General features: G+C 63.9%; 23 protein-coding genes and 1 tRNA gene. 14 read left to right on the top strand and 10 right to left on the bottom strand.

Going from position 1 to position 22,958, the window contains the following annotated elements:
* Nucleotides 1-19 precede the first annotated feature (19 nt).
* Nucleotides 20-1,093 (top strand): poly-gamma-glutamate hydrolase family protein, encoded by a 1,074-nt coding sequence (locus tag ACZY1I_RS08585; protein WP_463753927.1) that lies wholly within the window; start codon nucleotides 20-22, stop codon nucleotides 1,091-1,093.
* A gap of 7 nt (nucleotides 1,094-1,100) precedes the next feature.
* Complete coding sequence (locus tag ACZY1I_RS08580) at nucleotides 1,101-1,925, top strand: LLM class F420-dependent oxidoreductase (protein ID WP_463753926.1); 825 nt, start codon at nucleotides 1,101-1,103, stop codon at nucleotides 1,923-1,925.
* 6 nt (nucleotides 1,926-1,931) lie between these two features.
* Here ACZY1I_RS08580 and ACZY1I_RS08575 read toward each other — a convergent pair whose 3' ends face one another.
* Nucleotides 1,932-3,458 carry a carotenoid oxygenase family protein gene (locus ACZY1I_RS08575; protein WP_463753925.1) on the bottom strand — a complete coding sequence of 509 codons (1,527 nt, stop codon included), beginning with the start codon at nucleotides 3,456-3,458 and terminating at the stop codon, nucleotides 1,932-1,934.
* A gap of 121 nt (nucleotides 3,459-3,579) precedes the next feature.
* On the opposite strand from ACZY1I_RS08575, the gene ACZY1I_RS08570 reads away from it, so the two are divergent.
* Together ACZY1I_RS08570 and ACZY1I_RS08565 are read left to right on the top strand one after the other, a co-directional pair.
* On the top strand, nucleotides 3,580-4,143 hold the full coding sequence (locus tag ACZY1I_RS08570; protein WP_463753924.1) for a TetR/AcrR family transcriptional regulator: 564 nt from the start codon (nucleotides 3,580-3,582) through the stop codon (nucleotides 4,141-4,143).
* A gap of 208 nt (nucleotides 4,144-4,351) precedes the next feature.
* Nucleotides 4,352-4,424: transfer RNA gene (locus tag ACZY1I_RS08565), tRNA-Arg, on the top strand.
* A gap of 83 nt (nucleotides 4,425-4,507) precedes the next feature.
* Here ACZY1I_RS08565 and ACZY1I_RS08560 read toward each other — a convergent pair.
* The 3 genes from ACZY1I_RS08560 to ACZY1I_RS08550 form a co-directional block, all read right to left on the bottom strand.
* Nucleotides 4,508-4,771 (bottom strand): hypothetical protein, encoded by a 264-nt coding sequence (locus ACZY1I_RS08560; protein ID WP_463753923.1) that lies wholly within the window; start codon nucleotides 4,769-4,771, stop codon nucleotides 4,508-4,510.
* Nucleotides 4,772-4,895: 124 nt separating this feature from the next.
* On the bottom strand, nucleotides 4,896-5,288 hold the full coding sequence (locus tag ACZY1I_RS08555) for a hypothetical protein (protein WP_463753922.1): 393 nt from the start codon (nucleotides 5,286-5,288) through the stop codon (nucleotides 4,896-4,898).
* A gap of 314 nt (nucleotides 5,289-5,602) precedes the next feature.
* Entirely contained in the window at nucleotides 5,603-6,223 is a 621-nt protein-coding gene (locus tag ACZY1I_RS08550; protein WP_463753921.1) for a TetR/AcrR family transcriptional regulator, read from the bottom strand.
* 63 nt (nucleotides 6,224-6,286) lie between these two features.
* Here ACZY1I_RS08550 and ACZY1I_RS08545 point away from each other — a divergent pair, with 63 nt between their 5' ends.
* From ACZY1I_RS08545 to ACZY1I_RS08525, 5 genes are all read left to right on the top strand, one after another.
* On the top strand, nucleotides 6,287-7,378 hold the full coding sequence (locus ACZY1I_RS08545; protein ID WP_463753920.1) for a phosphotransferase: 1,092 nt from the start codon (nucleotides 6,287-6,289) through the stop codon (nucleotides 7,376-7,378).
* Nucleotides 7,375-7,758 (top strand): nuclear transport factor 2 family protein, encoded by a 384-nt coding sequence (locus ACZY1I_RS08540; protein ID WP_463753919.1) that lies wholly within the window; start codon nucleotides 7,375-7,377, stop codon nucleotides 7,756-7,758. The genes ACZY1I_RS08545 and ACZY1I_RS08540 overlap by 4 nt, the downstream gene beginning before the upstream one ends.
* Nucleotides 7,755-8,801: a TIGR03857 family LLM class F420-dependent oxidoreductase gene (locus ACZY1I_RS08535; RefSeq protein ID WP_463753918.1), complete on the top strand. Its 1,047-nt coding sequence runs from the start codon at nucleotides 7,755-7,757 to the stop codon at nucleotides 8,799-8,801. Before ACZY1I_RS08540 ends, ACZY1I_RS08535 begins: the two co-directional genes overlap by 4 nt.
* 210 nt (nucleotides 8,802-9,011) lie before the next feature.
* Nucleotides 9,012-9,350, top strand: a complete 339-nt coding sequence (locus tag ACZY1I_RS08530) for a hypothetical protein (protein WP_463753917.1) — start codon at nucleotides 9,012-9,014, stop codon at nucleotides 9,348-9,350.
* A gap of 143 nt (nucleotides 9,351-9,493) precedes the next feature.
* Nucleotides 9,494-10,501 carry a Rieske 2Fe-2S domain-containing protein gene (locus ACZY1I_RS08525; protein WP_463753916.1) on the top strand — a complete coding sequence of 336 codons (1,008 nt, stop codon included), beginning with the start codon at nucleotides 9,494-9,496 and terminating at the stop codon, nucleotides 10,499-10,501.
* Here the strand turns inward: ACZY1I_RS08525 and ACZY1I_RS08520 are convergent.
* The 3 genes from ACZY1I_RS08520 to ACZY1I_RS08510 all read right to left on the bottom strand — a co-directional run bounded on the left by ACZY1I_RS08520 (nucleotide 10,450) and on the right by ACZY1I_RS08510 (nucleotide 13,747).
* The gene (locus ACZY1I_RS08520; RefSeq protein WP_463753915.1) at nucleotides 10,450-11,250 is read right to left on the bottom strand and encodes a YoaK family protein; all 801 of its coding nucleotides are present in this window, start codon (nucleotides 11,248-11,250) and stop codon (nucleotides 10,450-10,452) included. The genes ACZY1I_RS08525 and ACZY1I_RS08520 overlap by 52 nt on opposite strands.
* Nucleotides 11,251-11,431: 181 nt before the next feature.
* Nucleotides 11,432-12,613: a fatty acid desaturase family protein gene (locus ACZY1I_RS08515; RefSeq protein ID WP_463753914.1), complete on the bottom strand. Its 1,182-nt coding sequence runs from the start codon at nucleotides 12,611-12,613 to the stop codon at nucleotides 11,432-11,434.
* Nucleotides 12,614-12,622: 9 nt separating this feature from the next.
* The gene (locus ACZY1I_RS08510) at nucleotides 12,623-13,747 is read right to left on the bottom strand and encodes a ferredoxin reductase (RefSeq protein ID WP_463753913.1); all 1,125 of its coding nucleotides are present in this window, start codon (nucleotides 13,745-13,747) and stop codon (nucleotides 12,623-12,625) included.
* A gap of 84 nt (nucleotides 13,748-13,831) precedes the next feature.
* On the opposite strand from ACZY1I_RS08510, the gene ACZY1I_RS08505 reads away from it, so the two are divergent.
* From ACZY1I_RS08505 to ACZY1I_RS08485, 5 genes are all read left to right on the top strand, one after another.
* Complete coding sequence (locus ACZY1I_RS08505; RefSeq protein ID WP_463753912.1) at nucleotides 13,832-15,052, top strand: PucR family transcriptional regulator; 1,221 nt, start codon at nucleotides 13,832-13,834, stop codon at nucleotides 15,050-15,052.
* A gap of 177 nt (nucleotides 15,053-15,229) precedes the next feature.
* Nucleotides 15,230-16,444, top strand: a complete 1,215-nt coding sequence (locus tag ACZY1I_RS08500) for a PPE family protein (RefSeq protein WP_463753911.1) — start codon at nucleotides 15,230-15,232, stop codon at nucleotides 16,442-16,444.
* 306 nt (nucleotides 16,445-16,750) lie between these two features.
* On the top strand, nucleotides 16,751-17,980 hold the full coding sequence (locus tag ACZY1I_RS08495; RefSeq protein ID WP_463753910.1) for an acetyl-CoA acetyltransferase: 1,230 nt from the start codon (nucleotides 16,751-16,753) through the stop codon (nucleotides 17,978-17,980).
* A 1-nt stretch (nucleotide 17,981) separates the two neighbouring features.
* A complete protein-coding gene (locus ACZY1I_RS08490; protein WP_463753909.1) occupies nucleotides 17,982-19,505 on the top strand; it encodes a carotenoid oxygenase family protein in 1,524 nt (507 codons plus the stop codon).
* Between the two features lie 21 nt (nucleotides 19,506-19,526).
* Nucleotides 19,527-20,006, top strand: a complete 480-nt coding sequence (locus tag ACZY1I_RS08485; protein WP_463753908.1) for a VOC family protein — start codon at nucleotides 19,527-19,529, stop codon at nucleotides 20,004-20,006.
* A gap of 44 nt (nucleotides 20,007-20,050) precedes the next feature.
* Here ACZY1I_RS08485 and ACZY1I_RS08480 read toward each other — a convergent pair whose 3' ends face one another.
* The 3 genes from ACZY1I_RS08480 to ACZY1I_RS08470 all read right to left on the bottom strand — a co-directional run bounded on the left by ACZY1I_RS08480 (nucleotide 20,051) and on the right by ACZY1I_RS08470 (nucleotide 22,948).
* A complete protein-coding gene (locus ACZY1I_RS08480) occupies nucleotides 20,051-21,517 on the bottom strand; it encodes a PE-PPE domain-containing protein (RefSeq protein ID WP_463753907.1) in 1,467 nt (488 codons plus the stop codon).
* 140 nt (nucleotides 21,518-21,657) lie between these two features.
* Entirely contained in the window at nucleotides 21,658-22,086 is a 429-nt protein-coding gene (locus tag ACZY1I_RS08475; RefSeq protein ID WP_463753906.1) for a hypothetical protein, read from the bottom strand.
* An 88-nt stretch (nucleotides 22,087-22,174) separates the two neighbouring features.
* Complete coding sequence (locus ACZY1I_RS08470) at nucleotides 22,175-22,948, bottom strand: VOC family protein (RefSeq protein WP_463753905.1); 774 nt, start codon at nucleotides 22,946-22,948, stop codon at nucleotides 22,175-22,177.
* Between the last annotated feature and the right edge of the window lie 10 nt (nucleotides 22,949-22,958).

The following is a 22,958-nucleotide window of genomic DNA, read 5'->3' as shown; positions in this document are numbered from 1 at the left end:
TCTGACAGCGACGGGCTGAATGCCGGACCGCCGGCACCCTTACTTCGCATACGGATCCAACCTGTGCGTGCAGCAGATGGCGTCTCGCTGCCCCGATGCGGGCGATCCGCGGCCGGCCGTGCTGTGCGACCACGACTGGCTGATCAACGAGCGAGGAGTGGCCACGATCGAACCGGTTACCGGAAGTGAAGTCCATGGGGTGCTCTGGCAGCTTTCGGACCGCGACCTCACCGTCCTGGACAGCGCCGAGGGCGTGCCGGTGCGCTACCGGCGCGATTTGCTTTCTGTGCACACTGACACCGGACCGGCACCGGCATGGGTGTACATCGACCATCGGGTGACACTGGGTCCACCGCGCCCGGGATATCTGCAGCGGATCATCGACGGCGCGATGCATCACGGGCTGCCACAGCGCTGGATCGACTTTCTGCACCGCTGGGATCCGACCCGGTGGCCACGCCCGGTGCCGTCCAGCGAAGATGGGCCGCAGTCGCTTTCAGCGTTGCTGAGCGAGCCGGGAGTCGTCGAGGTCGGCCGGTTGCGGTCGCGCTTCGGGTTCCTGGCGATCCATGGCGGCGGGCTGGAGCAGGTGACCGACGTGATCGCCGAGCGCGCCGCGGCGGCCGCGGATGCCTCGGTGTACGTGCTGCGCCATCCCGACCGCTATCCGCACCATCTGCCGTCACGGGAGTTCGATCCCGCCGAGTCGCCGCGGTTGGCCGAGTTTCTCGATCATGTCGACGTCGCCGTCTCTCTGCACGGGTACGGGCGCCTGGGCCGCGGCACACAGCTATTGGCCGGTGGCCGCAACCGAAGTCTGGCCGCGCACGTAGCACGCCACCTCCGGTTGCCCGGGTACGAAGTGATCACCGACATCGAGGACATCCCGGCCGAGTTGCGTGGTCTGCACCCGGGCAACCCGGTCAACAGGGTGCGTGACGGTGGTACGCAGCTGGAATTACCGATTCGGGTGAGGGGTTTGAGCCCGCGGAGTCCTCTCCCCGGAGCGGACGGCCTGTCCCCGATCACGGGCAGTTTGATCGACGGGCTGGCCGCAGCCGCGCGTTCCTGGCAAGTATCGTCAGATTGTTGAACGGAGGTTGTTGGTGGCCAAGGATTTTCGCTTCAGTTTGAGTATCCGGTACTACAAGTCCAGGGACGCGTTGGTGGAAACCGCGCGGCGGGCCGAGGATCTCGGCTTCGACATACTCTGTGTCCCGGATCATCTGGGCGCGGCGGCGCCGTTCCCGACGTTGACCGCCGCCGCGATGGTCACCACGAGACTGCAGCTGAGCATGTATGTCCTCAACGCCGCCTTCTACAAGCCGGCCTTGCTGAGCCGCGACATCGGCGCGCTGGACCTGCTCAGCGACGGGCGTCTCGAGGTCGGTCTCGGCACCGGGTACGTCCGTGAGGAATTCGAAGCCGCCGAGTTGCCCTACCCCAGCGCCGGAGCCCGGGTAGACCACCTCGAACACATGACCAAGTACCTGAGCGACCATCACCCACGAGTGCCGCTGATGATCGCCGGCAGCGGAAATCGGGTGATGACCCTGGCCGCCCGGCACGCCGACATGATCGGGCTGACCGGCGCCAAGGTTCGCGACGTCGACGACCCGCTCGCCGAACGCATCGACTTCGTCCGCAATGCTGCCCCGGACAGGTTCGACTCGCTGGAGCTCAACCTGGTGATCACCGCGGTCCCGCGCGAGGGTGAGAGCATCCCCAATCTGTCGCTGACCCGTCGCAATGCCCCCGATTTGTCCGACGAGCAGTTACTGGCCATGCATTCGGTGCTGCGCGGATCGCCCCGAGAGATGGCCGACAAGCTGCTGGGGCACCGCGAAAAGTACGGCGTGACCTGCTTCACCGTGCAGGACAACCACCTCGAGACCTTCGCAAAGGTAATCGCAGAGTTGCGGTGAGCGGGCTCAGCGCGGCCGGTGAACGAAATTACCGTGGAAACCCTGTGGAATGTGATGACTGAGTTGAGCAGTAGCCAACGGCCCGCGGCTGGGGTCCTTCGCGTCCAGGATGACCAGTCGCGACATATGTTGCGCAGCTTGGTATTCGACGGTCAATAGCCAGCCGTCGTCCTCGGCCTTCGCATATCGGTTGGGGTGATCTGGGTTTGGGACGAAGACAGGTTCGCAGAAGCTGTTGCCCGCATCTGCGGCCAGGTAAGTCGTCTCGGTGTCGTCGTCGAGGTTCAGCTTGGTGATCGAGTCGTAGAGCGATGACAGCCGCTGACGGGTGTTGTAGTAGGCGTAGCGATATCGACGCCCCTCTTGATCAGGATGGTGCCGGGGGAACTCACATACACTGTCGCTCAATGGCTCTCGGATGACGCGGTCTGAACCAGTGATACGGAAGCGAGTGAATTCCGACGGCGAGTCATGCAGCGAGCGCGTCTGGAATCGTGCGATCGAACTGAGCAGTTGGCTGTTTTCGTAGGTGACCGCATCGACGACAACATCGCTGCCGTCGTCGTAGGCGTTACTCAGGTGGAACTGCAACACCGCGGGAGAGTCGACTCGGCGGACCTTTCCGCCGTCACGGGGAATAAGGATGAAGACACTCCCACGCTCCGGACGGTAACGCAGCGCGTCTCCAATCGGCTTGCGGCCCAGGGCCACCGACATCAAGTCAGCAACGATCGGCGACACCAGGAACACCAGGTAGCGCGCAGTGATGGCGAAATCGTGCACCATGGCCAGGTACGGCAATGCAACCGAACGCAGGTACCGCAGATCGCCGCGTGGGTCGGTGCGGTAGATGCTGAGGTGCGGTCGCGGGATGAACTCGACGCCGAAGTTGAACATGTCGCCGGTGCGCGGGCACCGACTGGGATGCGCCGAATAGGCACCCGCCCTTCGCAACTCACCACCGAAACGACGGGCACCGACGGTTTCCAGCGTGTCCGGGTCGATCTCGTACGGTGACCCGCCCTCCCAGAGCGCGTAGAGCCGTCCGGCATGTTCAACGACGTTAGTGTTAGCCAGGTTTGGCGGCGTGCGGCCGATGTTCGCGCGCCAGCCGCCCGGGGCCCGGGTGCCCAGGTGTGTGGTGCCTGACTTGCCCCGGTAGTGGCGAGTTCGGACGTAGCGATTTCGGTAGTGGACTTTGCCGTCGCGGATGGCAAAGGCAGAAAGCATGCCGTCGCCATCGAAAAGATGGTGCAGCGGCCGGCCGGTGTGATCTTCCCAGCGTCCGGGCCCGTTGCGATACAACGTCCCGCATAGTGCGGCGGGAATTGTCCCCGCGATCTGTTCTACCGAGTAGTCGTGTTCAGTGCGCTGCGGTTCGCTCACACCGAGGCTGAGCAGGTCGTGGTCGGCCAGCGCGGCCAGTCGGTCGGTCGCTTGCACTCGTTCCGCCTGCGGCAGGGACGACAGATAGCGCTGCAGTGCGGGCAACCTCGACAAGTCCAGTTCGGCCGCCTGTGCTGTATGTGTCACTGCGCACGCTCCTCAGCGTTGAGAATCCGGCAAACTGAGACTTATCGTCAAGTTAGTCTCAGTTGAACGCGCCGTCAAGCTACCTCGCTCCCCTCAGCTAACTGCGGTACAAATACCGGTGATGGCCGCAACACGTTCGTCGGAAGCCTTGGCGCAGGCGACTTTGCAGCTGATTGCCGAAAGTGGTGTCGATGGCTTGACCCTGAGTCGGGTCGCTTCTCGGGCAGGCGTCTCCCGCGCGACGGCCTACCGGGAGTTCGGAGACAAGGACGGGCTGATTTCCGCGGTGGCCCAACGCGAGATCCACCAGATGGCCGCTCACACCATGTCCAACCTCGACATGCAGGCCGACCCGACGACCTTGCTGCCCTCGATCGTGCTGGCCGCCCTCCGCTATCTGCGAAACCACGCCGCCTTCACCTACGTGCGCGACCATGAGCCGCAATGGCTGTTGCAGGCCGTCTTGCTCGTCGGCGACAACCGGATGAACGTCGTCCAGACTGTGGCCGCCACCGTCGCGCCGGCCATTGCCGCCGCGCCGAATTCGCAACTGCTGTTACCGCCCGAGCAGGCGGCCGAGATCGTCGTCCGGACAGTGCTTTCGCACACCCTCATCGAGCGGAGCACGCTCACCGACGAGGAAGTCGCTGCCGCGGTAATGCGGGCCATCACTGCCACAGAGTGAAGCCGGCACGACTGACAGTGCCCCGCCAACGACTCACCGATCGCCGCAACCTACCGACCGGGCAGCAACTGTTGCCCAAGTGGCGGTAGGCTGTGTCCGCACGCCCGGCACCCAGAGCCCAGGTGTGTTGCAGCGCATCCGGACCGTACGAAATCGCCCAGCCGACAGCTAGAGGCAGGCCTTCCGCCACGATTCCAAGCGATTGTCAGCCCCCGTAGCTCAGGGGATAGAGCACGGCTCTCCTAAAGCCGGTGTCGCAGGTTCGAATCCTGCCGGGGGCACAAATATTGGCTGCTCGCCGTAGTTTTTGGGCATTTCGTCAGAAGCTTGTTGCGGCCGATTCGGCCCCTTTTACGACAGTGCATCAGGAGTACCGCGCTATCCAGTCGCGTATCTCTTGCTGGACCCGTTCGACTTCGCTCGCGTCGATCATGCCGTATTCACCGGTCTGCGTGACCTCACCCTGCGCGATCCGGAAGGGCTCCCAACCGGCCGCCGCCGTCCACTTGAAACCCGGTGCGCTATACCAGGTATCCCAGTCTCCGTCCTCGGGGGCGTCGATGCGGACCAGCCGGGTAGCCGGACCCGGTCCGCCGTTGGAGTAGTAGAGGGTTATGTACAACGCCACAAACTCATTGGGCTACCAGCCAGGAGAGAAGAGAGCAGCTAGAGGAATAACTTTGATACTTGTGGCAATGCCAGAATTTTTCTGCCCGGCCTGTGCTAATCCTGCCGAGTGCACTTTCGCGGTGTCAGCCGTCAGCGGCTATCGCCGACGCGCTCTCTCGTAACTGAGCTGCCACGGTGTGATCGCGGCGTGCGGCCGCGCGATGCCGTTCGGCCGCGTGCGAATGCCCGACCCTATCGACGTAACCGGGGGCATAAGCTGCCGCTTGGTCGTGGGCCTCAGCCGCCAACTGATGGATGGCGGCCGATCGGTCAAGCTGCTCGAGCAGGTGCTGATTGGCCTCCGCCGCGTTGCATTTGGCCGCGATTGCGGCCCGGCGGGCGTGTTGGAGCTCCTGGTGATTGGCTTCGGGTTGCCCGGTCAGCTCGCGATAGCGCGCTTGCAACTCCTCAGCTCGCTGCCGCGCCTCTTCGGCGCGCAGCTCGGCGCGGCGGTTCACCGATTCCAAGTCGCTCATACGGCGCATGTCCCCGGCAGCGCCCGATGCGGTTAGCTGCATTTGCTGGTCCGCTCCCCCTCGATCAACCACGGCAAAACGCGTCAGCACCGATGACGGCTGGACTGCCGCCTGACCAATACTTGTACGTTTATGTTTCGCGGGAACGCCCCCCGGCCTCCCCTGAGCTCCCCCCAATCCACTTCGATCGCTCTACTCATCATCGACCCAAGGCGTCTACTTGCCTAGGGGATGATTCATAAATTGAACAATTGCATATTTTTCTTCTTTTCCGCTAGTAGTCCTCGACAAGTTGGGCACGAGCCATTCCGCGGTCATCGGCGCTTCGCCCCGTAGTCCCGGACGATACGAGCGCGCAGCCTCTCGAGCCCCAGGCCAAGATCGCAGCTCTCGGCGAGTACCAGCCAGTGGTAGGCGACCCCGAAAACAGCGGTACTGATGTCGTCAACGGCCGCATCGACGTCGATGTCGGGGCGCACCGAGCCATCCTCGATCCCTTTGCGCAGCCCGATCTCGACCTTCTGCCTGCCGGAGACCAACTGGCCGACCGACCGAGCCCGCAACGCCGAGGTCGTCTTGACCGCCTCGAACGCGGCCACGAACATCGCCCGCAGGAATTCAGGATCTTGCGCTGCGAGTTGGCCGATCCGGTCGAAATGTGCGAGCGCGTGCTGCAACCCACTCGCTCCCGGGTCAAGATCGGGGCTCAGCTGCGCCATGTACTCCCGCATGAACACCGCGTCGAGCACCGCATCCTTGCTGCCGTACCTGGCATGCACCATCGCACGGCTGTAGCCCGCCCGCAGCCCGATCTCGGCGGCTGTCGTTGCTTCCCAACCCTTTTCGACGATCAGCTCGGCGGCGGCACGCGCCATCCGCCGGTTGGAGATCTCGACTCTTTCCGGCTGGGAAAGCCCACGAATCGGGGAAGGCACCCTTGCATATTAGACATCGCGCAACTATGTTAGTTGCGCATCGTCAAATAACTAAGGAACTCAATGGCGAGTACCAACGCGGCGTCGGTTCCCGCGGGGATTCCTGCCGATGTCGATGGCATCAACGCGCGCTGGCTCACACAGGTTCTCCGCGCCGACGGGGCACTGCCGACCGCGACCGTCGATGATGTACGCGTAGACCGGATCGCGCAGGACAGCGGTTTCTCATCACTGCTGTACCGACTGCACCTCACTGGGGACGGCGTGCCGGACACCTTGGTCGCCAAGTTGCCCGCCCAGTCCGAGGCGCGCGGCGCCATGGAACTCCTGGGCGGCTATCGCCGGGAACTGGCCTTCTACCGCGACGTGGCCGGCCGTGCCCCGATGGCGACGCCCGAGGTATATGCCGCGCGCATCGCCGAGGATTCCGTCGACTTCGTGCTGCTCCTCGAAGACCTGCACGACTGGGTCAACGCGGACCACCTGGTCGGCCTGTCGATGGGTCAGGCGCGCACCTGCATTGCCGCCCTCGCCGGACTGCACGCCTGGTCGGTCGACCCCACGAACGCCGGCGCACTGGCGCCGTTCCCGAGCTTGGACACCCCGATCGCCCGCGATCTGCTACTACCCGCCTTCGCGCCAGGCTGGCAGATATATCTCACCCATACAACACAACCAGTGCCCGCGCCGGTCGCGGAGTTCGCTGCCGCATTCGCCGAGCGCGCTGTCGATGCGCTGCCCGCACTCACCGAGCGAGACATGCTGCTGCATGGCGATATTCGCGCCGACAACCTGTTCTTTGACGGTCAGCAGATGAAAGTAGTGGACTTTCAATTCGCCGCGCGCGGGTGTGGCGCCGCCGACATCGCGTACCTCGTCACGCAGGGCTTACCCAGCGACGCTCGCGCCGGCCATGATGAGGCGCTGGTCAGCGAATACGTGAATCATTTAGTCGCACATGGGATCGACGACTACGGGTTCGAAGAAGCATGGCGCCACTACAGATTCGCGGCGGTGTACTTGATGGTGTTGCCCGTCATCACCCTGGTCGGGTGGGAAGCGTTACCGGAGCGGTCGCGTCGGCTGTGCATTGCGCTTACCGACCGGGCCGTGGCCGCAATCGACGCGATCAATGCGCTGGAGGTATTCGCGTGAGCAATACGACCCGAACCGCGCGCGAGGTCGTCGAGTTGTACAACCTGGTGGTGTGGAATCAGCGGGATTTCGCCCTCGCCGAAGAGTTGATGGGCCACAACGTGATTCGCCACGAAGTGGGCGATTCCGTCGTACTCAGCCACGAGCAGGCGGTAAGCCGGATCATCGAGCATTGGGAGATGTTCGAGACCATCCGCTTCGATCTGAATCTGGTGGTCGCCGGAGACGACGGCGAACACGTCGCCATCGTTTATCAGTCACCGATGAAGCTGAAGGATGGCACCGAGGTGGATGTCGGGAGCATGGAGATCTTTCGCGTCGTCGACGGCCGGATCACCGAAGTATGGAATTGTGGCTACAAGCAAGGGATTTGGACGTGACTGAACGAGTACTGGACGAACTGGGTTACTACCTGCTCGCGGGAGCCGGGGGCGAAGGACCCGCAACGCTCATGGACGAAGCCCGCCGCGGTGAAGAACTGGGCTTCGGCACCGGCTTCATCTCCGAACGGTGGAACGTCAAGGAGGCGTCCTCACTGACGGGCGCCGCCCTTGCGGTAACCAGCAAAATGCAGATCGCCACGGCGGCAACCAATCACAACACACGCCACCCACTCATCACCGGATCATGGGCCACCACCATGCATCGTCTGTCCGGCGGCCGATTCACCCTGGGACTCGGACGCGGGATCGCGGCCATGTACAACGCATTCGGGGTGCCGGCCGTGACCACCGCGCAGATGGAGGACTTCGCGCAGGTGATGCGCAAGCTCTGGAATGGCGAGGTCGTCTTCAATCATGACGGGCCGATCGGCAAGTACCAGGTGCTCTTCTTGGACCCCGACTTCAAGGAGGACATCCGGCTGGCGATCGTCGCTTTCGGCCCGAAGACACTCGCACTGGGCGGCCGCGAATTCGACGACGTCATCCTGCACACCTACTTCACCCCGGAGACGTTGCAGCGCGCGGTCAAAACAGTGAAGGACGCCGCGGAACAGGCCGGCCGCGACCCGGCCAGCGTCCGGGTGTGGTCGTGCTTTGCCACCGTCGGTGATCATCTGCCCGAGGAACTGAGGCTGAAGAAAACCGTCGCGCGGCTTGCCACCTACCTGCAGGGCTACGGCGAGCTGCTGATCAACACCAATGGCTGGGATCCCGCTGTGCTGCAAAGCTTCCGCGATGACACGGTGGTGCAGTCCGTACACGGCGGCATTGACCACAAGGCCAGCGCCGAACAGATCGAGCACATCGCGACGCTGATCCCCGACGAATGGCTTGAGCCGTCGGCGACGGGGACGGCGCAGCAATGTGTCGACCGGGTCCGCAAAGAGTTCGATTACGGTGCCGACGCGGTCATCATGCACGGCGCGACGCCTGACGAACTCGAACCGATCGTCGCCGCCTACCGGGCCACCGTCGACTGAAAGCCTTTCAGGCACCGAGTGTGGGCCCTACGTAGCTCAATTCGCGAAAAATGTTCGCAGGCCCCACGTTCGGCGTCAGCTGAAGACTCTCCCTCAACCGCTCAGAAACACTCGGACGCAAGAATTTCGCAAGATTCTCGTGACCGTCGCGCATGCGTGCGCCGCCAGGCTGAATCTCATCATCCACAGCAGTATGAGAGGCGGTCAAGAATGCGGACCAACCTGAATCGAACGGTGGCCTGGGCGGTCCTGGCCGGTGGCGCCACGGTCGTCGGCCTGGGCCTGAGCGAAGCCGCCGCCGAGGCGCAGCCGGCACCCATGGTGTGTGAGGACGGCGGGACCAGGCCGAGCCCTACCAACAGTTGCACCTACCAATGGTGTCCGGGCTCACCGGAAATGCGGCACATGCCCAACTGGGACCGTAGCGTCTGCCACCCCTGGTACTTCGACCAGAACAGCCCGGTGACCAATTCGACCATCATCGAAGGCTTTCCGCCCCCGCCTCCGCCGGGGTGGTGCGCACCGATCTTCCCCAACTGCCGATCCTGAAGTTGGGATCGGTAGCGCACCCCACACGCTGAACTGGTTGCACGGCAAGACCACAACGGTGGAGGCCTTGCCAGGCGAGGCTTCGGCCCGCCACCTTTCGGGCTGGTGGCGGGTCGATCCCCTTTCTTTACTATGATAATAAAATGGAGCTCGGCCCGAAGCGTCGCACTGTGCCACGGTTCCCCTTCGCGGAATACCCGAAGGGCTGGTTCCAGGTCGCCTACAGCCACGACGTCCACGAAGGCGACGTTGTCGGGCTGCACTACTTTGGCCGGCAGCTGGTGTGCTATCGCGGCACCTCGGGGACCGCGTATGTGTTGGACGCCTACTGCCCGCACCTGGGAGCCGACATCGGGGTCGGTGGATCGGTGCGCGACGACTGCGTCGTCTGCCCATTCCACGGTTGGAGCTTCAGCGGCGAGGGCGCCAATACCGAGATTCCATATGCCAAGCGCCCCAATCCGACCGCCAAACTTCGCAGCTGGCCGACCGTGGAACGGGCAGGCATCATCTTCGTTTGGCACTCGGCAATCGGCGAGCCCCCGGAGTGGGAGCTGCCGAAGATCCCCGAAAGCGATGATGCCGCATTTCTTTTCCATGCTCCCGACCACGCTCGGTGGACATTTCGTTCACATCCGCAGGAAGTGTTCGAAAACACTGTCGACATCGCTCATTTCGCCACGGTGCACGGCGTCTCCGCGTTCGGCGCCCTCCATGTCGAGCAGGATGGGAACCTGTTTCGAGCGGTCGCGGAAGTCAATTTCGAAACTCCGCGCGGCCCCGTGTCGGGAGCAGTGGATTCTGAATTGTTCGGCCTGGGCGTCGATGTGGTCCGGCACCGCGGACTGGGCCAGTCTTGCACCATCCTCACGGTTACCCCCATCGACGGCGAGTACGTCGAGGCTCGATACACCTTCTTCGTCGCGATTGATCCGGAAACCGGCGAGATGACCCGGATGGGACAGGGATTCGCGCGCGACTTCTGTAAGCAGATCGAGCAGGACATCCCGATCTGGGAGGCCAAGATCTACCGCGACAGGCCCAAGCTCGCACAGGGCGAGTCGGCGATCATGACGTTTCGGAACTGGGCACGGCAGTCTTATGACTCCGTCGAGGAGCCCTTCGAAGAGGCTCCGGTGCCGCAGAATTGAGCACCTTTCGGTTCGGCGGTCGCCTCGTCTGCCTCGGACTCGTCGGCCTCAGACTCACCCGGCTCTTGGTCGTCATCCGGCTCGCCGTGCTCTCCACTGTGCACGACGCTGGCGGCCGCCAACATCACGCAGGTCATGGCGGGGACAAGAAGCGCGTACCCGCCGAAGCGCGCACCAGCGACCAACCCGACTACACCACCCACCAGGAACAGCACGAACGTCGCAGTGAGGATGGCGGCTTTCCACTTCTCGATCCCGTGCAAACGGCTTCGACCGAGCATCAGCCCCAGGTCGGTGACGGTGCCGGTGAAGTGTGTGGTACGGACGGCCATTCCGCGGAAGTTGGACGTCAGCGCATTCTGCATGCCCAGGGCAGTCGCAGCGAACATCGCCTGAACTGTTGTCTGCTCGATACCGAGTGCGGCAATCTCCAATTTGAATGTCGACACTTCGATACCGGTAGCGACCAGCACCAGCAGCAGCGCTTCGAGAACCAACACGGCGGCCTGGCGCACGCCCACCAACGCCCGGGTGGGGGCCAGAATCGCGCCCGCGGCCGCCGCCCCGATGAGAAACCCGAGCACGATTCCCGCGAGCAGATGCCCCTCGTAGAGCCACGGGTTGGCAGTGTTCATGCCCAGCTGCGTAGTGACTGCGGTCACGTTGCCGACCGGGAACGCCAAGATCAAGATGGCGACCGCGTTGACGAATCCGGCAGTGAACGCCAGCACTCCGCTGTAGCCGAGCATGAGCTTCCGCGGGGCTTCACCAACACGGGGAGCATCGTTGCGCAGCAGCATAAAAGCCTGTACCCACTTCCGTAATTGCTTAATTGTTTGCGTGGGCTACTTTCCCCCGCCCCTCCCGAAGTTACCAGCCGCACCTGAGCGGGCGCCCGTCAACGAAGCGGGCTCATAGACCTTGCCTAAATTAGGCCGCCTGTGCTTCGGGCCGCGACTTCGGGAAGATCGCGTGCAAGATGGTGTCCGGCTGGATCGCGTGAACGGTCTTGCGGGCCGCCTTGCGCCCGAAGTCATTCGGCAGCGACAGTCGGATGACCTTCTTCCAGGCCGAGGCGACCTGACGCGGCAGCGATCCCGTCGTGTAGGTCAACCCGTAGCGCTCGAACAACTCCTGCACCTTGGGTGCGATCTCCTGGTAGCGGTTACTGGGCAGGTCCGGGTACAGGTGGTGCTCGATCTGGAAGGACAGGTTGCCAGTCATGAAGTGCATGAAGGTATTTCCGGAGATATTGGCCGAGCCGAGCATCTGCCGCAGGTACCACTGCCCACGGGTTTCGCCCTCAATGGACGTCTTCTCGTACGTCTGAACACCTTCCGGGAAGTGCCCGCACATGATCACCGAGTGCGTCCACAGATTGCGCACCAGGTTCGCAGTCAGGTTCGCGGCCACCGTGGTCCCGGCCGAAGGCCCGGACATCAGCGGGTGCAGCACGTAGTCGCGCATCATGTGCCTGCGCACCTTGGCCAACACCTTCTTGCTCTGACGCTGGAACTCGTCCTTGTCACCGCGACCCTTGAGGTGCTTGCCGATCTCGAGATCGTATGCGGCAATACCGTATTGGAACAGGCACGCGTTGATGAAATTCCACAGCGGCTGAGCGAGGTAGAACGGCTTCCACGGTTGATCTTCGTCGACCCGCATGATGCCGTAGCCCAGATCATGGTCTTTGCCAAGAACATTGGTGTACGTGTGGTGGACCTCATTGTGCGAGTGCTTCCACATGTCGGACGGCGAGGCGTTGTCCCACTCCCACGTGGTGGAGTGGATCTTGGGGTCGCGCATCCAGTCCCACTGACCGTGCATCACGTTGTGCCCGATCTCCATGTTTTCGACGATCTTGGAGATCGACAGACCGGCCGTGCCGACAAGCCAGGCCGGCGGGAACAGCGAGAACAGCAGCACCGTCCGGCTGGCCAGCTCGAGCCTGCGCTGACCGTTGATGACGTTGCGGATGTAGGCGGCGTCGCGCTCTCCGCGGCTGGCGAGAACATGCGCGCGGATGGCGTCGAGTTCGCGGCCGAGGTTTTCGATGTCCTCGTCGGAAAGGTGAGCGGTCGGGTCAACGGCGGAATTCTGAACGGTAGTCATTTCGGATCCTTAGAGGTCGAGTTCGCAAGCACCTGCGGCAGCAGAGACGCAAGTTTGGATTTGGACCTGTGATCGGGCGTCATCGCCGTCGGTTGCAGTAGTGATTTCGCCGTTACGCAGATCACGCACGGCCCCTTGACGTAACGGCACGACGCAGCCGAAGCAGATGCCCATCCGGCATCCCGATGGCATCAGCACACCAGCGGACTCACCCGCGTCGAGCAGGGTCTGAGATCCATCAGCGTCCACGACGCTGCCAGTCTTGGCGAAGGTCACGGTGCCGCCCTCGCCGGCGGTGATGACCGCGGGGCGGAAGCGCTCGATGTGTAGCCGGTCGGCGATACCGTCGTCGGCCCAGCGCTGCTCGAGCGCGTCGAGCAATCCGGTCGGGCCACAGGCCCACGTCTCACGTTCGGCGAAATCGCCGACGAGATCGCCGAGACTCGCGACGTCGAGCATCCCGTCGGTGTCGGTGTGCTTCTCCACCAACCGGATTCGGCCTTGACGCGCCAGCATGCGCAACTCCCAGCCGAAGATGACGTCGTCGGAGGTGGGCGCGGAGTGCACGACCACGATGTCCGGGGCGGCACTATCCATGTTGGCCATGTTGCGCAGCATCCCCATCACCGGAGTGATGCCGCTGCCGGCGGTGAGGAACAGAATCTTGGCCGGCGACTGGTCGCCGAGGGTGAATTCGCCCGCGGCCTGATCGAGTTGGACGACCGTGCCGACGGTGGCCCGACGGACCAGGTGATTGCTGACCACGCCGTCCGGGATCGCCTTCACCGTGACCGCGAAGCATCCGTCGCGCCGATGAGTCTTGGAGGTCAGCGAGTAGGCCCGCCACTGCCGCACACCGTCCACGTCGATGCCGATGCGGACGTACTGGCCGGGCAGATGGGGACGCCAGCCGCGCCCGGGCTTGATCACCAACGTGGCGGCGTCGCGGGTTTCCGGGTTGATCGCGACGATGCGCCCGCGCAGGTCGACCTGCGAACGCAGCGGGTCGATGACGTCGAAGTAGTCGGCGGGAACCAGCGGCGTGGTGACCCGCTCGGCAAACCTCACCACTCGTTCGCGCAGCGCGCCGACAACGTCGGTCCGGGGAGCCAATTGAGGTGCCAGTGCGGTCATAACTCCATAATCGTTATCTGTAGATGTAAAGTCTTGACTGCACCGCGTGAAAATCCAGCATGTTTTTGTTCGGAAGGAATAAAAATGACGGGTCCATCCATCCGTCTGACCGGGCTGCAGCTGGACGAACCCGTGGTCAGGGCCTTGGAGGCGATCCTGCCGGCGATGGCAGAGCGAACCGTGACCGCGATCACCGTCGAAGTGCCGAGCTACACCGACGCATTCAGTGGCCGGATGGGCCAGATCATCGAGAATGCGGTGCAGACATCACTGGGGGTGTTCCTGCGCCTAGCCACCCGCCCCGATGACACCGATGCTGGGGCTTCGCTGTTCGCGGCCCTCGATGGCGCCTACGAGCTTGGCCGCGGGGAGGCCCGGCAGGGTCGCTCGATCGATGCGCTGCTGTCCGCTTTTCGGGTTGGCGCGCGGATCGCCTGGCGCGAGTTGTCCACGACAGCGGTCAGCGCGGGACTCCCGGCGGTCACGATCGCCGGTTTCGCCGAGTTGGTGTTCGCCTATATCGATGAACTGTCGGCATCCAGCGTGTCCGGGCACGCTGACGAACTGGCCACCACAGGCCTGGTTCGCCAGCGCTACCTCGACCGGTTGACCCAGGATCTGCTGGCCGGCGAACCAGCGGCGACCTTGCTTGCCGGCGCCGACCAGGCGGGCTGGCAGCCCCCCGAGACCCTGACGGCAGTGTTGGTTCCATTGACTCAAACACGCGGCCTGGCAGCGCAATTCGGGCAGTCGACGCTGCAACTGTCCGAAGACCTGCCCGGGGTGGACGCCGCGGAGGCGCTCGCGGCTTTGCTGGTCCCCGACATGGGGGGCACCGCACGGCGCAGATTACTGTCGGCCCTTGCCGGCCGAAAGGCGTTGGTAGGTCCGGCCCGGCCGTGGCAGCACGTTCGCTCGTCCTACCAGCGAGCGATGCGGGCACGGGACTTGTTGAGCTCCAAGGGATCCAGCGAAAACTTTGCCATCGACACCGATGACCATCTCGTCGAAATCGTGCTCGGCGCCGACCGCGAAGCCGCAAGCGACCTGCGCGCCCGCGCACTGGCGCCGTTGGCCGAACTGCCGTCGAATACCGCAGACCGGCTGACCGAGACGCTGCGATCGTGGGTGCTACATCAGGGTCGCCGCGACGCAGTGGCAGCCGACTTGTTCGTCCACGCCCAAACCGTCCGCTATCGGATGAGCCAACTGCGCGAGCTTTACGGCGACCGTCTCAGCGACCCGCGGACGGTGCTGGAACTGACGATTGCGCTCGGTCTCGACCCCACCCCAACCGCCGCGTAATCGGCAGCCGCGCGGCCCGCGGAGAAGTCTGTATTTCAACCCAACGTGAGTTTAAATCTTTGCGGCGCGGACGCTTCGGGTTCTCTGCGACTATGGCGACAAGCTGTGTCACGGTAGTGCTCGAGGAGGGTCTGATGTCGTTGGTGATCGCCCGTGCGAACGTGGCCGGATAAGGCTATGGACTACGGGCTGTTGCCGCCGGAAATCAACTCCGGACGGATGTACGCAGGCCCGGGCGCCGGGTCGATGCTGACCGCAGCCAACGCCTGGGATGGGCTGGCAGCAGTACTTCATCCGGTAGCGGATTCGTATGCATCGGTGCTCGCGAGCCTTGCCGCGGAATCCTGGCTGGGCCTGGCGTCGGCGTCAATGGTGGCCGCGGTCGCGCCTTTTGCGCGGTGGCTGGGTGCCGCCGCTGCGCTGGCCGAGCAAGCGGCCAATCACGCCAGGAGGGCCTCGGGGGCGTTCGAGGCGGCCTATGCGTCGACGGTGCCGCCGCCGCTGATCACGGCCAACCGCAGCCAGTTGACCTCACTGGCCGCCACCAACTTCCTTGGCCAGAACAGCCCCGCGATCGAGGCCCTGCAGGCCGAGTACACCGAGATGTGGGCCCAGGACGCTGCCGCCATGTTCACCTACGCCGCGGCTTCGGAGTCGGCATCGACGCTGACACCGTTCACCCCCCCATCACAGTTCGCCGACCCGTGGGGTCCGGCGAGCCAAACCCAGGCGGTCGGCGCGGGCGGGGGGCAAAGCGCCACAAGTACGCTATCGACGCTCGGATCGGCTTTCTCCGATACCCATGGCCTGTCAGCGCCGGCGGCACCACTCGATCCGCTTTTCGCGACCCTGGGTTTCCCCAGCCCCATCCAGGACCTGGACATCGCGGGCATTTACATCGCCCTGATCGGGAGTGCCAGCCTGGCGCTGGCGATCGTCAACACCAACAGACCCTGGAGTTTCCAGATCGGTCAACGCGGCGTCACCGATCCCAACGGCGCGTTGGTGCCGACTCAGAGTCTCGGCACGGTGTCGAGACCGGCGCCAGTCCTCATCGGAGGCACCGCGTCCGCGGGGGTGGGCCACGGGGCGCTGATCGGCGGGCTGAAGGTGCCGCACAGTTGGACGATCGCAGCCCCGGAGATCAGGCTTGCCGTCCAGTCGCTGCCCGGCGCCGGTGTCAGTCCGGTCCAGCCGGATCTGGCCGGGGTTCCGGCCGGCCTGCTGAGCGGGATGGCCCTGGCCGGGTTGGCCGGACGCGGGGGTTCCGGTGCAGGCAGTAGAACGCCTCATAACGACGCGACCGAGGAACAACCCCAGCGCAAACCCACGGTGGTCGTCATCCAGCAGCCCGCTGCCGGGCCGGGCCCGGAAGCCAACAATCCGGTCTGAGGCCGGCGCACCTTTTCCATACCGAAAGGTATGTCAACAGACGACACGCGCCAAACTCATTGTGTTTGACCAAGTTAAGAGCCGAAACGGCGATACAGGAAGCGCAAGTGTCAGATTCGGATGTTTGTCTTGCCCCAATGATGGCAATGATCCAAGAGAGGTGGGGGTGTCGGCCGGCCAATACGCCCACCCAGGTCCCGTCGGTTCAGCCCGAGAGCCGACGGGACCGCTTTAATTTGGGGCCAGTTCGGTTCGCGGCAGCACATGCCGCAAAGTGGGCGCCCACCTGGGAGTACCGTGCCGAATATGGATGGCTCGTCTGCTGGCGTATGGATTCTGGGCGGCTACCAGAGCGACTTCGCTCGCAACCTCAGCCGGGAGCAGCGTGACTTCGCCGCCCTGACTGCGGAGGTAGTGGAGTACACGCTCACCAAAGCCCGGACGGGCGCCGAGGAGATCGGCGTCGTCCATGTCGGCAATGCGTTCGGTGAGATGTTCGCCACACAGGGCCACCTCGGCGCCATGCCGGCAACGGTGTGCGACGCACTCTGGGACACGCCAGCCTCGCGGCACGAGGCGGCGTGCGCCTCGGGCAGCGTGGCGGCCCTGGCTGCGATGGCGGACCTGCGCTCCGGTGCCTACAACTCCGCATTGGTCATCGGCCTCGAATTGGAAAAGACGGTTCCCGGCGATACGGCAGCCCAATATCTCGGCGCGGCAGCCTGGACGGGCCACGAGGGGGCCGAGGCTCGTTACCTGTGGCCGTCGATGTTCGCCCAGGTCGCCGACGAATACGACCGGCGCTACGGCTTGGATGACGTCCATCTGCGGGCGATCTCGCAGGTCAACTACACCAACGCGCGGCGCAACCCGAACGCGCAGACCCGGGCCTGGACTGTGCCGGACCCGATCACCGATGACGATGCGACCAATCCGATCACCGAAGGCCGGTTGCGTCGCCTGGACTGCAGCCAGATGACAGATGGTGGCGCCGGAGTGGTGCTGGTGAACGACGCGTACCTGAGGGAGCATCCTGAGGCACGGCCGATCGGCCGCATCGACGGCTGGGGACATCGCACCGTTGGGCTGGGCCTGCGGCAGAAACTGGACCGGGCGGCCGACGATCCTTACGTTTTGCCGCACGTGCGGTCCGCGGTGCTCGACGCCCTGCGCCGCGCCGAAGTGACCCTCGACGATGTTGACGGGTTCGAGGTGCACGACTGCTTCACGCCCAGCGAGTACCTGGCGATCGACCACATCGGACTGACCGGCCCCGGCGAATCGTGGAAGGCCATCGAGAACGGCGAGATCGAGATCGGCGGGCGGCTCCCGATCAATCCCAGTGGGGGTTTGATCGGCGGCGGACATCCGGTCGGAGCCACCGGCGTACGGATGCTGCTCGACGCGGCCAAACAGGTCAGTGGCGCCGCGGGCGACTACCAAGTCGAGGGCGCACGCAAGTTCGGCACCTTGAACTTCGGCGGCAGCACCGCCACCACCGTCAGTTTTGTTGTCAGCGCGAGCCAAGAGGTGTGACATGGATGTTGAGGTTGTCGGCAAGTACCTCTCGACACTGCCCGAAGACGACGATCACCCGTATCGAACCGGACCGTGGCGGCCGCAGACCACGGAGTGGGACGCCGACAACCTGACCGCGGTGGAAGGCGAAATTCCTAGCGATCTGGATGGCATCTACCTGCGCAACACAGAGAACCCGCTGCATCCGGCGTTCAAGACGTATCACCCGTTCGATGGCGATGGCATGCTGCACGTGGTGGGCTTCCGCGACGGAAAAGCCTTCTACCGCAACCGTTTCATTCAAACCGATGGTTTTCACGCGGAAAACGACGCGGGCGAACCGCTGTGGCCTGGCCTGGCCGAGCCCGTGCAGTTCGCCAAGAAGGAAAAAGGCTGGGGCGCCAGGGAATTGATGAAAGACGCCTCGAGCACCGACGTCGTCGTGCACCGTGGCATAGCGTTGACCAGCTTCTACCAGTGCGGCGATCTGTACCGGGTGGACCCGTACTCGGCCAATACGCTGGGCAAGGAGAGTTGGAACGGGCACTTTCCGGCGGATTGGGGTGTATCGGCACATCCCAAGGTAGACAACAAGACCGGTGAACTGCTGTTCTTCAACTACAGCAAGCAGGACCCGTACATGCGGTACGGCGTGGTCGACAAGAATAACGATCTGGCCCACTATGTCGACATCCCACTGCCCGGGCCACGACTCCCCCACGACATGGCGTTCACCGAGAACTACGCCATCCTCAATGACTTCCCGCTGTTCTGGGATCCCCAACTGCTCGACCAACGAGTACACCTGCCGCGCTTCTTCCCGGAAATCCCGTCCCGCTTCGCGGTGATTCCGCGCCGGGGCGACACTGCCGACATCCGCTGGTTCGAGGCCGACCCGACTTACGTGCTGCACTTCACCAACGCCTACGAGGACGGCGACGAGATTGTCCTGGACGGCTTCTTCGAGGGCTCACCCCAACCGTTGGAAAGCGGGGCCGGCCCAGCCGGCAAGTGGGAGAAGCTGTTTCGATTCCTGGCGCTTGATCGGATGGATGCCCGACTGCACCGGTGGCGGCTGAATATGGTTACCGGTGAGGTGAAGGAAGGTCCGCTGTCGGACTCCGTCACCGAATTCGGCACCATCAACGCCGACTACGCCTCCAGCAAGTACCGCTACGCCTACGCCGCCACCGGCAAACCGGGTTGGTTCTTGTTCGACGGCCTGGTCAAGCACGACCTGCTGACCGGCACCGAGGAGCGTTATTCGCTCGGTGACGGCGTCTACGGCAGCGAGTCAGCGATGGCGCCCCGAGTGGGCAGCACAGCTGAGGACGACGGCTACCTCGTCACCTTGACCACCGACATGAACGCCGACGCGTCCTACTGCCTGGTGTTCGACGCGGCGCGGGTCGGCGATGGGCCCGTCTGCAAACTGGCGCTGCCAGAACGTATTAGCAGCGGCACGCACTCGACATGGGTGGCCGGTTCGGAACTGCGGCGCTGGGACCAAACAGAATCCGCGGCCGAAGCCGTCGGCTTGTAACCCGGCTGCGTATCTCCAACAATGAGCGCCCCGAAACCGCGTCGGACAACGCGTTGGCCTACCCAATTGGCGTCTATCGGATCTATCCGATTCGCCCGTCGCTCGGCGAATTTCGATGAGACGGTGCGGTTCTACCGTGAGCTCGTAGGGCTACCGCTGTATGAGACATTCGGCGAAAGTTACGGCAGCAACGGCGCCATCTTCGGCCTGCCGAGTTCGAATCTGACGATGGAGGTGGTGGAGGCGGTCGATCCGGTATCGCTGGACCATCACGACCAGTTGTGTCTGTACTTCCCGGACCGCCAGGCGCAGCAGGCCGCGATCGCCGGCCTGCAGGCCGCTGGGGTGCAACCGGTGCAGCAGCACCCGTACTGGGAGGCGACGGGCGCGGTCACCTATCGCGATCCTGATGGCCGCGAGGTGGTGTTCGCGCCGTTCGTTTACGGAGCCAACGAGCCCGCCGGCAGTTCCGCTTCCGGGAAACACGAGTTCCCGGACTAACCGCAGCGATCGTCACGATTCCGCTGATCGCCTAGGTAAGTGCGTCACGCGGATTCAGGGGGTGTGGTTACCCATGAGGCGAATAAGTCCCACAGGGAAGTCGGGTGTGGGTTGTTAATGATGCCGCCTCGGTAGGCGGCGGAGACGAGCGGCGCTAACACCGGATTTTGCACCAGAGGCGTGATCCGGTACGTGTCGGGATTCAGCAGATCATTGAAAAAGTTGGTGACACCCTGCTGCGCGCCGTTTGCCAGTGCGGGAGGGACGGCAGACCAGTCGAGTTCGGTGGGGAACAGGTCGATAGAAGTTTCTACATTGGCCGGACCTTGGTTCCACCCGTGATAAACGTCGCCGTAGCCCAAGTTCACCAGTATCCGCATATCTGGCTCCAGCAGATCGTAGATCGGCTGTCCGATGATCGGAATCAGCCGCAGTGGGTCCAGTATTGGCAGGCCTTCCGACGGGATCATGTAGTAATTCACCATGGTATCGCCTGATGTCGGCAACGGAATTGCGTTGGTGATCTGACTAGGTTCAAGGCCCAGGTAGACAAGGTGTTTCGTTATGCCACCCGCAATTGCGTTGAGATCTGAAAATATGTTGATCGGGTAGCGCGGGAAGTCGGCATAACCATCGTATTCGAGCGTGTAGACGTCAGTGGGGTAGAGATTGTTCGGCGTCGGATTACCCCAAGTGAGATCCCATGCGGGGATGTTCAGCCTGGTGCCTGGCGGAATGTCGAAGGCGGACATAATGCCCCCGTTGGGGTTGGCGGAATTGCCGACCAACATAAAGTGCACCAAGTCGCTTGGCACACCTAGGGCGTGGAGTTGCTGCATCGTAAATGTCGACATTGCGGAACTCTGCGAGTAACCGAAGACTACGACCGGATTCGCCGCGTCTACGTTCCCCGCTTGAATCTGGCTGACGATCGCGTTAGTCAGAATCCGTGAGCCCTCCGCCATGGTGGTGTCGGTGTGGCCGATCAGCTCAGGTGTGGTGAGAACCTTTGCGATGCCGGTGAAGCCGTGCGGCTGAAGGTAAAGCATGGCCGCACTCTCGGCATAGCGCAGGTATGGCGTCGGAATTCCGCTGCCGCCCATGATCAGCGCGATGCCATTCCCCAACGGAGTATTAGCGCCTGCGGCCACGGGTGCGGTAACAGTGACGCCGCTAGCCGCGTTGACCGCGCTCAACGTCTGCTGCCCCGCGGCGGCCAGCGCGTTAGCGCTCGCCGCCTCGACGCTGGCGTAGGCACCCGCTGCGGCACTCAACGTCTGTACGAATTGCCGATGAAACTTCGCCACCTCGGCGCTGACCTGCTGGTAGCCAAGGCCATACGCGGAGAATAGCGACGCGACGGCGGTCGACACCTCGTCGGCGGCCGCGGCCGCCAATGTCGTGGTACGCGCCGCGGCCGCCGCACCAGCCTCGTCGATCGCCGATCCGAAACCAGCCACGGCATCTGCCGCCTCGGCCATTACCTCGGGATGTGCTGCCACATAGGGCATGTCTTCGGCCCCCCGGCCCAATCACGCGCCAACGATGTTGTATAAGTGGCGCTCGCCGCCAATGCGCCGAACGGTACACCGTTCGGGACTAGCGGACAGCGGCTTTGGCGCAGCGGGGCGCAGGGCATCGCGAGCGCGAATTAGCGCCGGCCGCCCAGCGCCGCCGAAGCCACCGCCCACAGCGCGCACGCCACGGCGCACACCGCCGCGGCCGCACCGACATAGAGCCCGTACTCGGCCGCCACCGGCGCATTGACATTGCGCTGGTAGTACAGCGCCATCAGCCCCAGCACGAGCAGCGAAATGCTCAGCGCGGCAATCGAAGCCGCCCGTACTGACAGCCCGCGGCCGGCCATGGCGCCGGCCACCAACAACGTCGACGACAGCAGCACGATGAGCTGTCCCGCGCTGAATCCCCTCGGCAGTTCCAGACTGCCGTGAGTGCCTCCGATCGCATTGGCCCACCCGCCGCCGTCGACCTTCGTCGTCAACCACGGCATCCAGGTGCTGGCCAAAATGACCACGGCAGAAAGCGCCACGAGCCAACCAGGACGTAGGCGGCGGGGCATGACAGCGAGGTTAGCCGACGCGCCGCCCCGAGCGTCACAGCAGCGTGGCGCTCGGCGGCCAGCGTCACACCAGCGTGGTGTTCGGCGCCTAACCCTCCAACGAAGACAGGTTGAACGGAACTCCGGTCGGGTCAGTCGCCGCCGCGAGGCGCCCGTAGGGAGTGTCCTCAGCATCGCGAAGGATGGCGCCACCATTCTCGGTGATCAGTTGCAGTGTCTTGTCGACATCCGCTGAACCGAAGAAGGTGCTCCATTGCGATGGCACGTCGTCGGCAAGAAACCCGGTGCCGTCCATCACGCCTAACAATTGTTGGTCACCAAACCAGGCTGTGGTGTAACGGAATTCGTCGGTGTCGCTGACCTGCTCGGTGCGCCACCCGAACACCTCGCGGTAGAAATCGACGGCGGCGCGGAAGTCGCGCGTGGTCAACTGATGCCAGACCGGCGCGCCGGCCTCACCGATCACTTCGAAGCCGGAGTGATCCAATGGCTCCCAAGTGCCGAAAGTCGCACCCGACGGATCGGTGGCCAGCGCCATGAAGCCCTTAGCTGGTACCTCCATGGGCTCGATGCAGCCCGTCCCGCCGGCCGCGGAAACCGCTGCGGCGGTGGCGTTGATGTCGGCGGTGTGGAAGTAGGTGGCCCAATTGTCCGGCGTCTGCCATTCGGGGTTGTTGGCCATCAGGCCGGCGACCGGACGGCCGTCCTTGGCCGCGTTGATGTAGCCGCCGTAGTCCGGCCCGGCGGACTCGAACGTCCACCCGAAGACGGTGCCGTAGAAGTCTTGGGCGCGATCGACATCGGATGTGGTCAAGTCGATCCAGCAGGGCGCGCCCAGTGGGGCGCCGTCACGTGTGGGCACGAGTTACTCC

This window comes from Mycobacterium sp. IDUB_37 (assembly GCF_055419245.1).
This window is presented reverse-complemented; position numbering and strand designations above follow the sequence as displayed.

Bases quoted from the DNA above. Each gene is read 5' to 3' on its own strand.
- ACZY1I_RS08475 (WP_463753906.1), bottom strand. From the start codon at position 22,086: ATGCCCCGCCGCCTACGTCCTGGTTGGCTCGTGGCGCTTTCTGCCGTG.
- ACZY1I_RS08480 (WP_463753907.1), bottom strand. From the start codon at position 21,517: ATGCCCTATGTGGCAGCACATCCCGAGGTAATGGCCGAGGCGGCAGAT.
- ACZY1I_RS08545 (WP_463753920.1), top strand. From the start codon at position 6,287: ATGGCGAGTACCAACGCGGCGTCGGTTCCCGCGGGGATTCCTGCCGAT.
- ACZY1I_RS08530 (WP_463753917.1), top strand. From the start codon at position 9,012: ATGCGGACCAACCTGAATCGAACGGTGGCCTGGGCGGTCCTGGCCGGT.
- ACZY1I_RS08490 (WP_463753909.1), top strand. From the start codon at position 17,982: ATGGATGTTGAGGTTGTCGGCAAGTACCTCTCGACACTGCCCGAAGAC.
- ACZY1I_RS08585 (WP_463753927.1), top strand. From the start codon at position 20: ATGCCGGACCGCCGGCACCCTTACTTCGCATACGGATCCAACCTGTGC.
- ACZY1I_RS08525 (WP_463753916.1), top strand. From the start codon at position 9,494: ATGGAGCTCGGCCCGAAGCGTCGCACTGTGCCACGGTTCCCCTTCGCG.
- ACZY1I_RS08505 (WP_463753912.1), top strand. From the start codon at position 13,832: ATGACGGGTCCATCCATCCGTCTGACCGGGCTGCAGCTGGACGAACCC.
- ACZY1I_RS08555 (WP_463753922.1), bottom strand. From the start codon at position 5,288: ATGAGCGACTTGGAATCGGTGAACCGCCGCGCCGAGCTGCGCGCCGAA.
- ACZY1I_RS08520 (WP_463753915.1), bottom strand. From the start codon at position 11,250: ATGCTCGGCTACAGCGGAGTGCTGGCGTTCACTGCCGGATTCGTCAAC.
- ACZY1I_RS08495 (WP_463753910.1), top strand. From the start codon at position 16,751: ATGGATGGCTCGTCTGCTGGCGTATGGATTCTGGGCGGCTACCAGAGC.
- ACZY1I_RS08515 (WP_463753914.1), bottom strand. From the start codon at position 12,613: ATGACTACCGTTCAGAATTCCGCCGTTGACCCGACCGCTCACCTTTCC.
- ACZY1I_RS08510 (WP_463753913.1), bottom strand. From the start codon at position 13,747: ATGACCGCACTGGCACCTCAATTGGCTCCCCGGACCGACGTTGTCGGC.
- ACZY1I_RS08570 (WP_463753924.1), top strand. From the start codon at position 3,580: ATGGCCGCAACACGTTCGTCGGAAGCCTTGGCGCAGGCGACTTTGCAG.
- ACZY1I_RS08485 (WP_463753908.1), top strand. From the start codon at position 19,527: ATGAGCGCCCCGAAACCGCGTCGGACAACGCGTTGGCCTACCCAATTG.
- ACZY1I_RS08500 (WP_463753911.1), top strand. From the start codon at position 15,230: ATGGACTACGGGCTGTTGCCGCCGGAAATCAACTCCGGACGGATGTAC.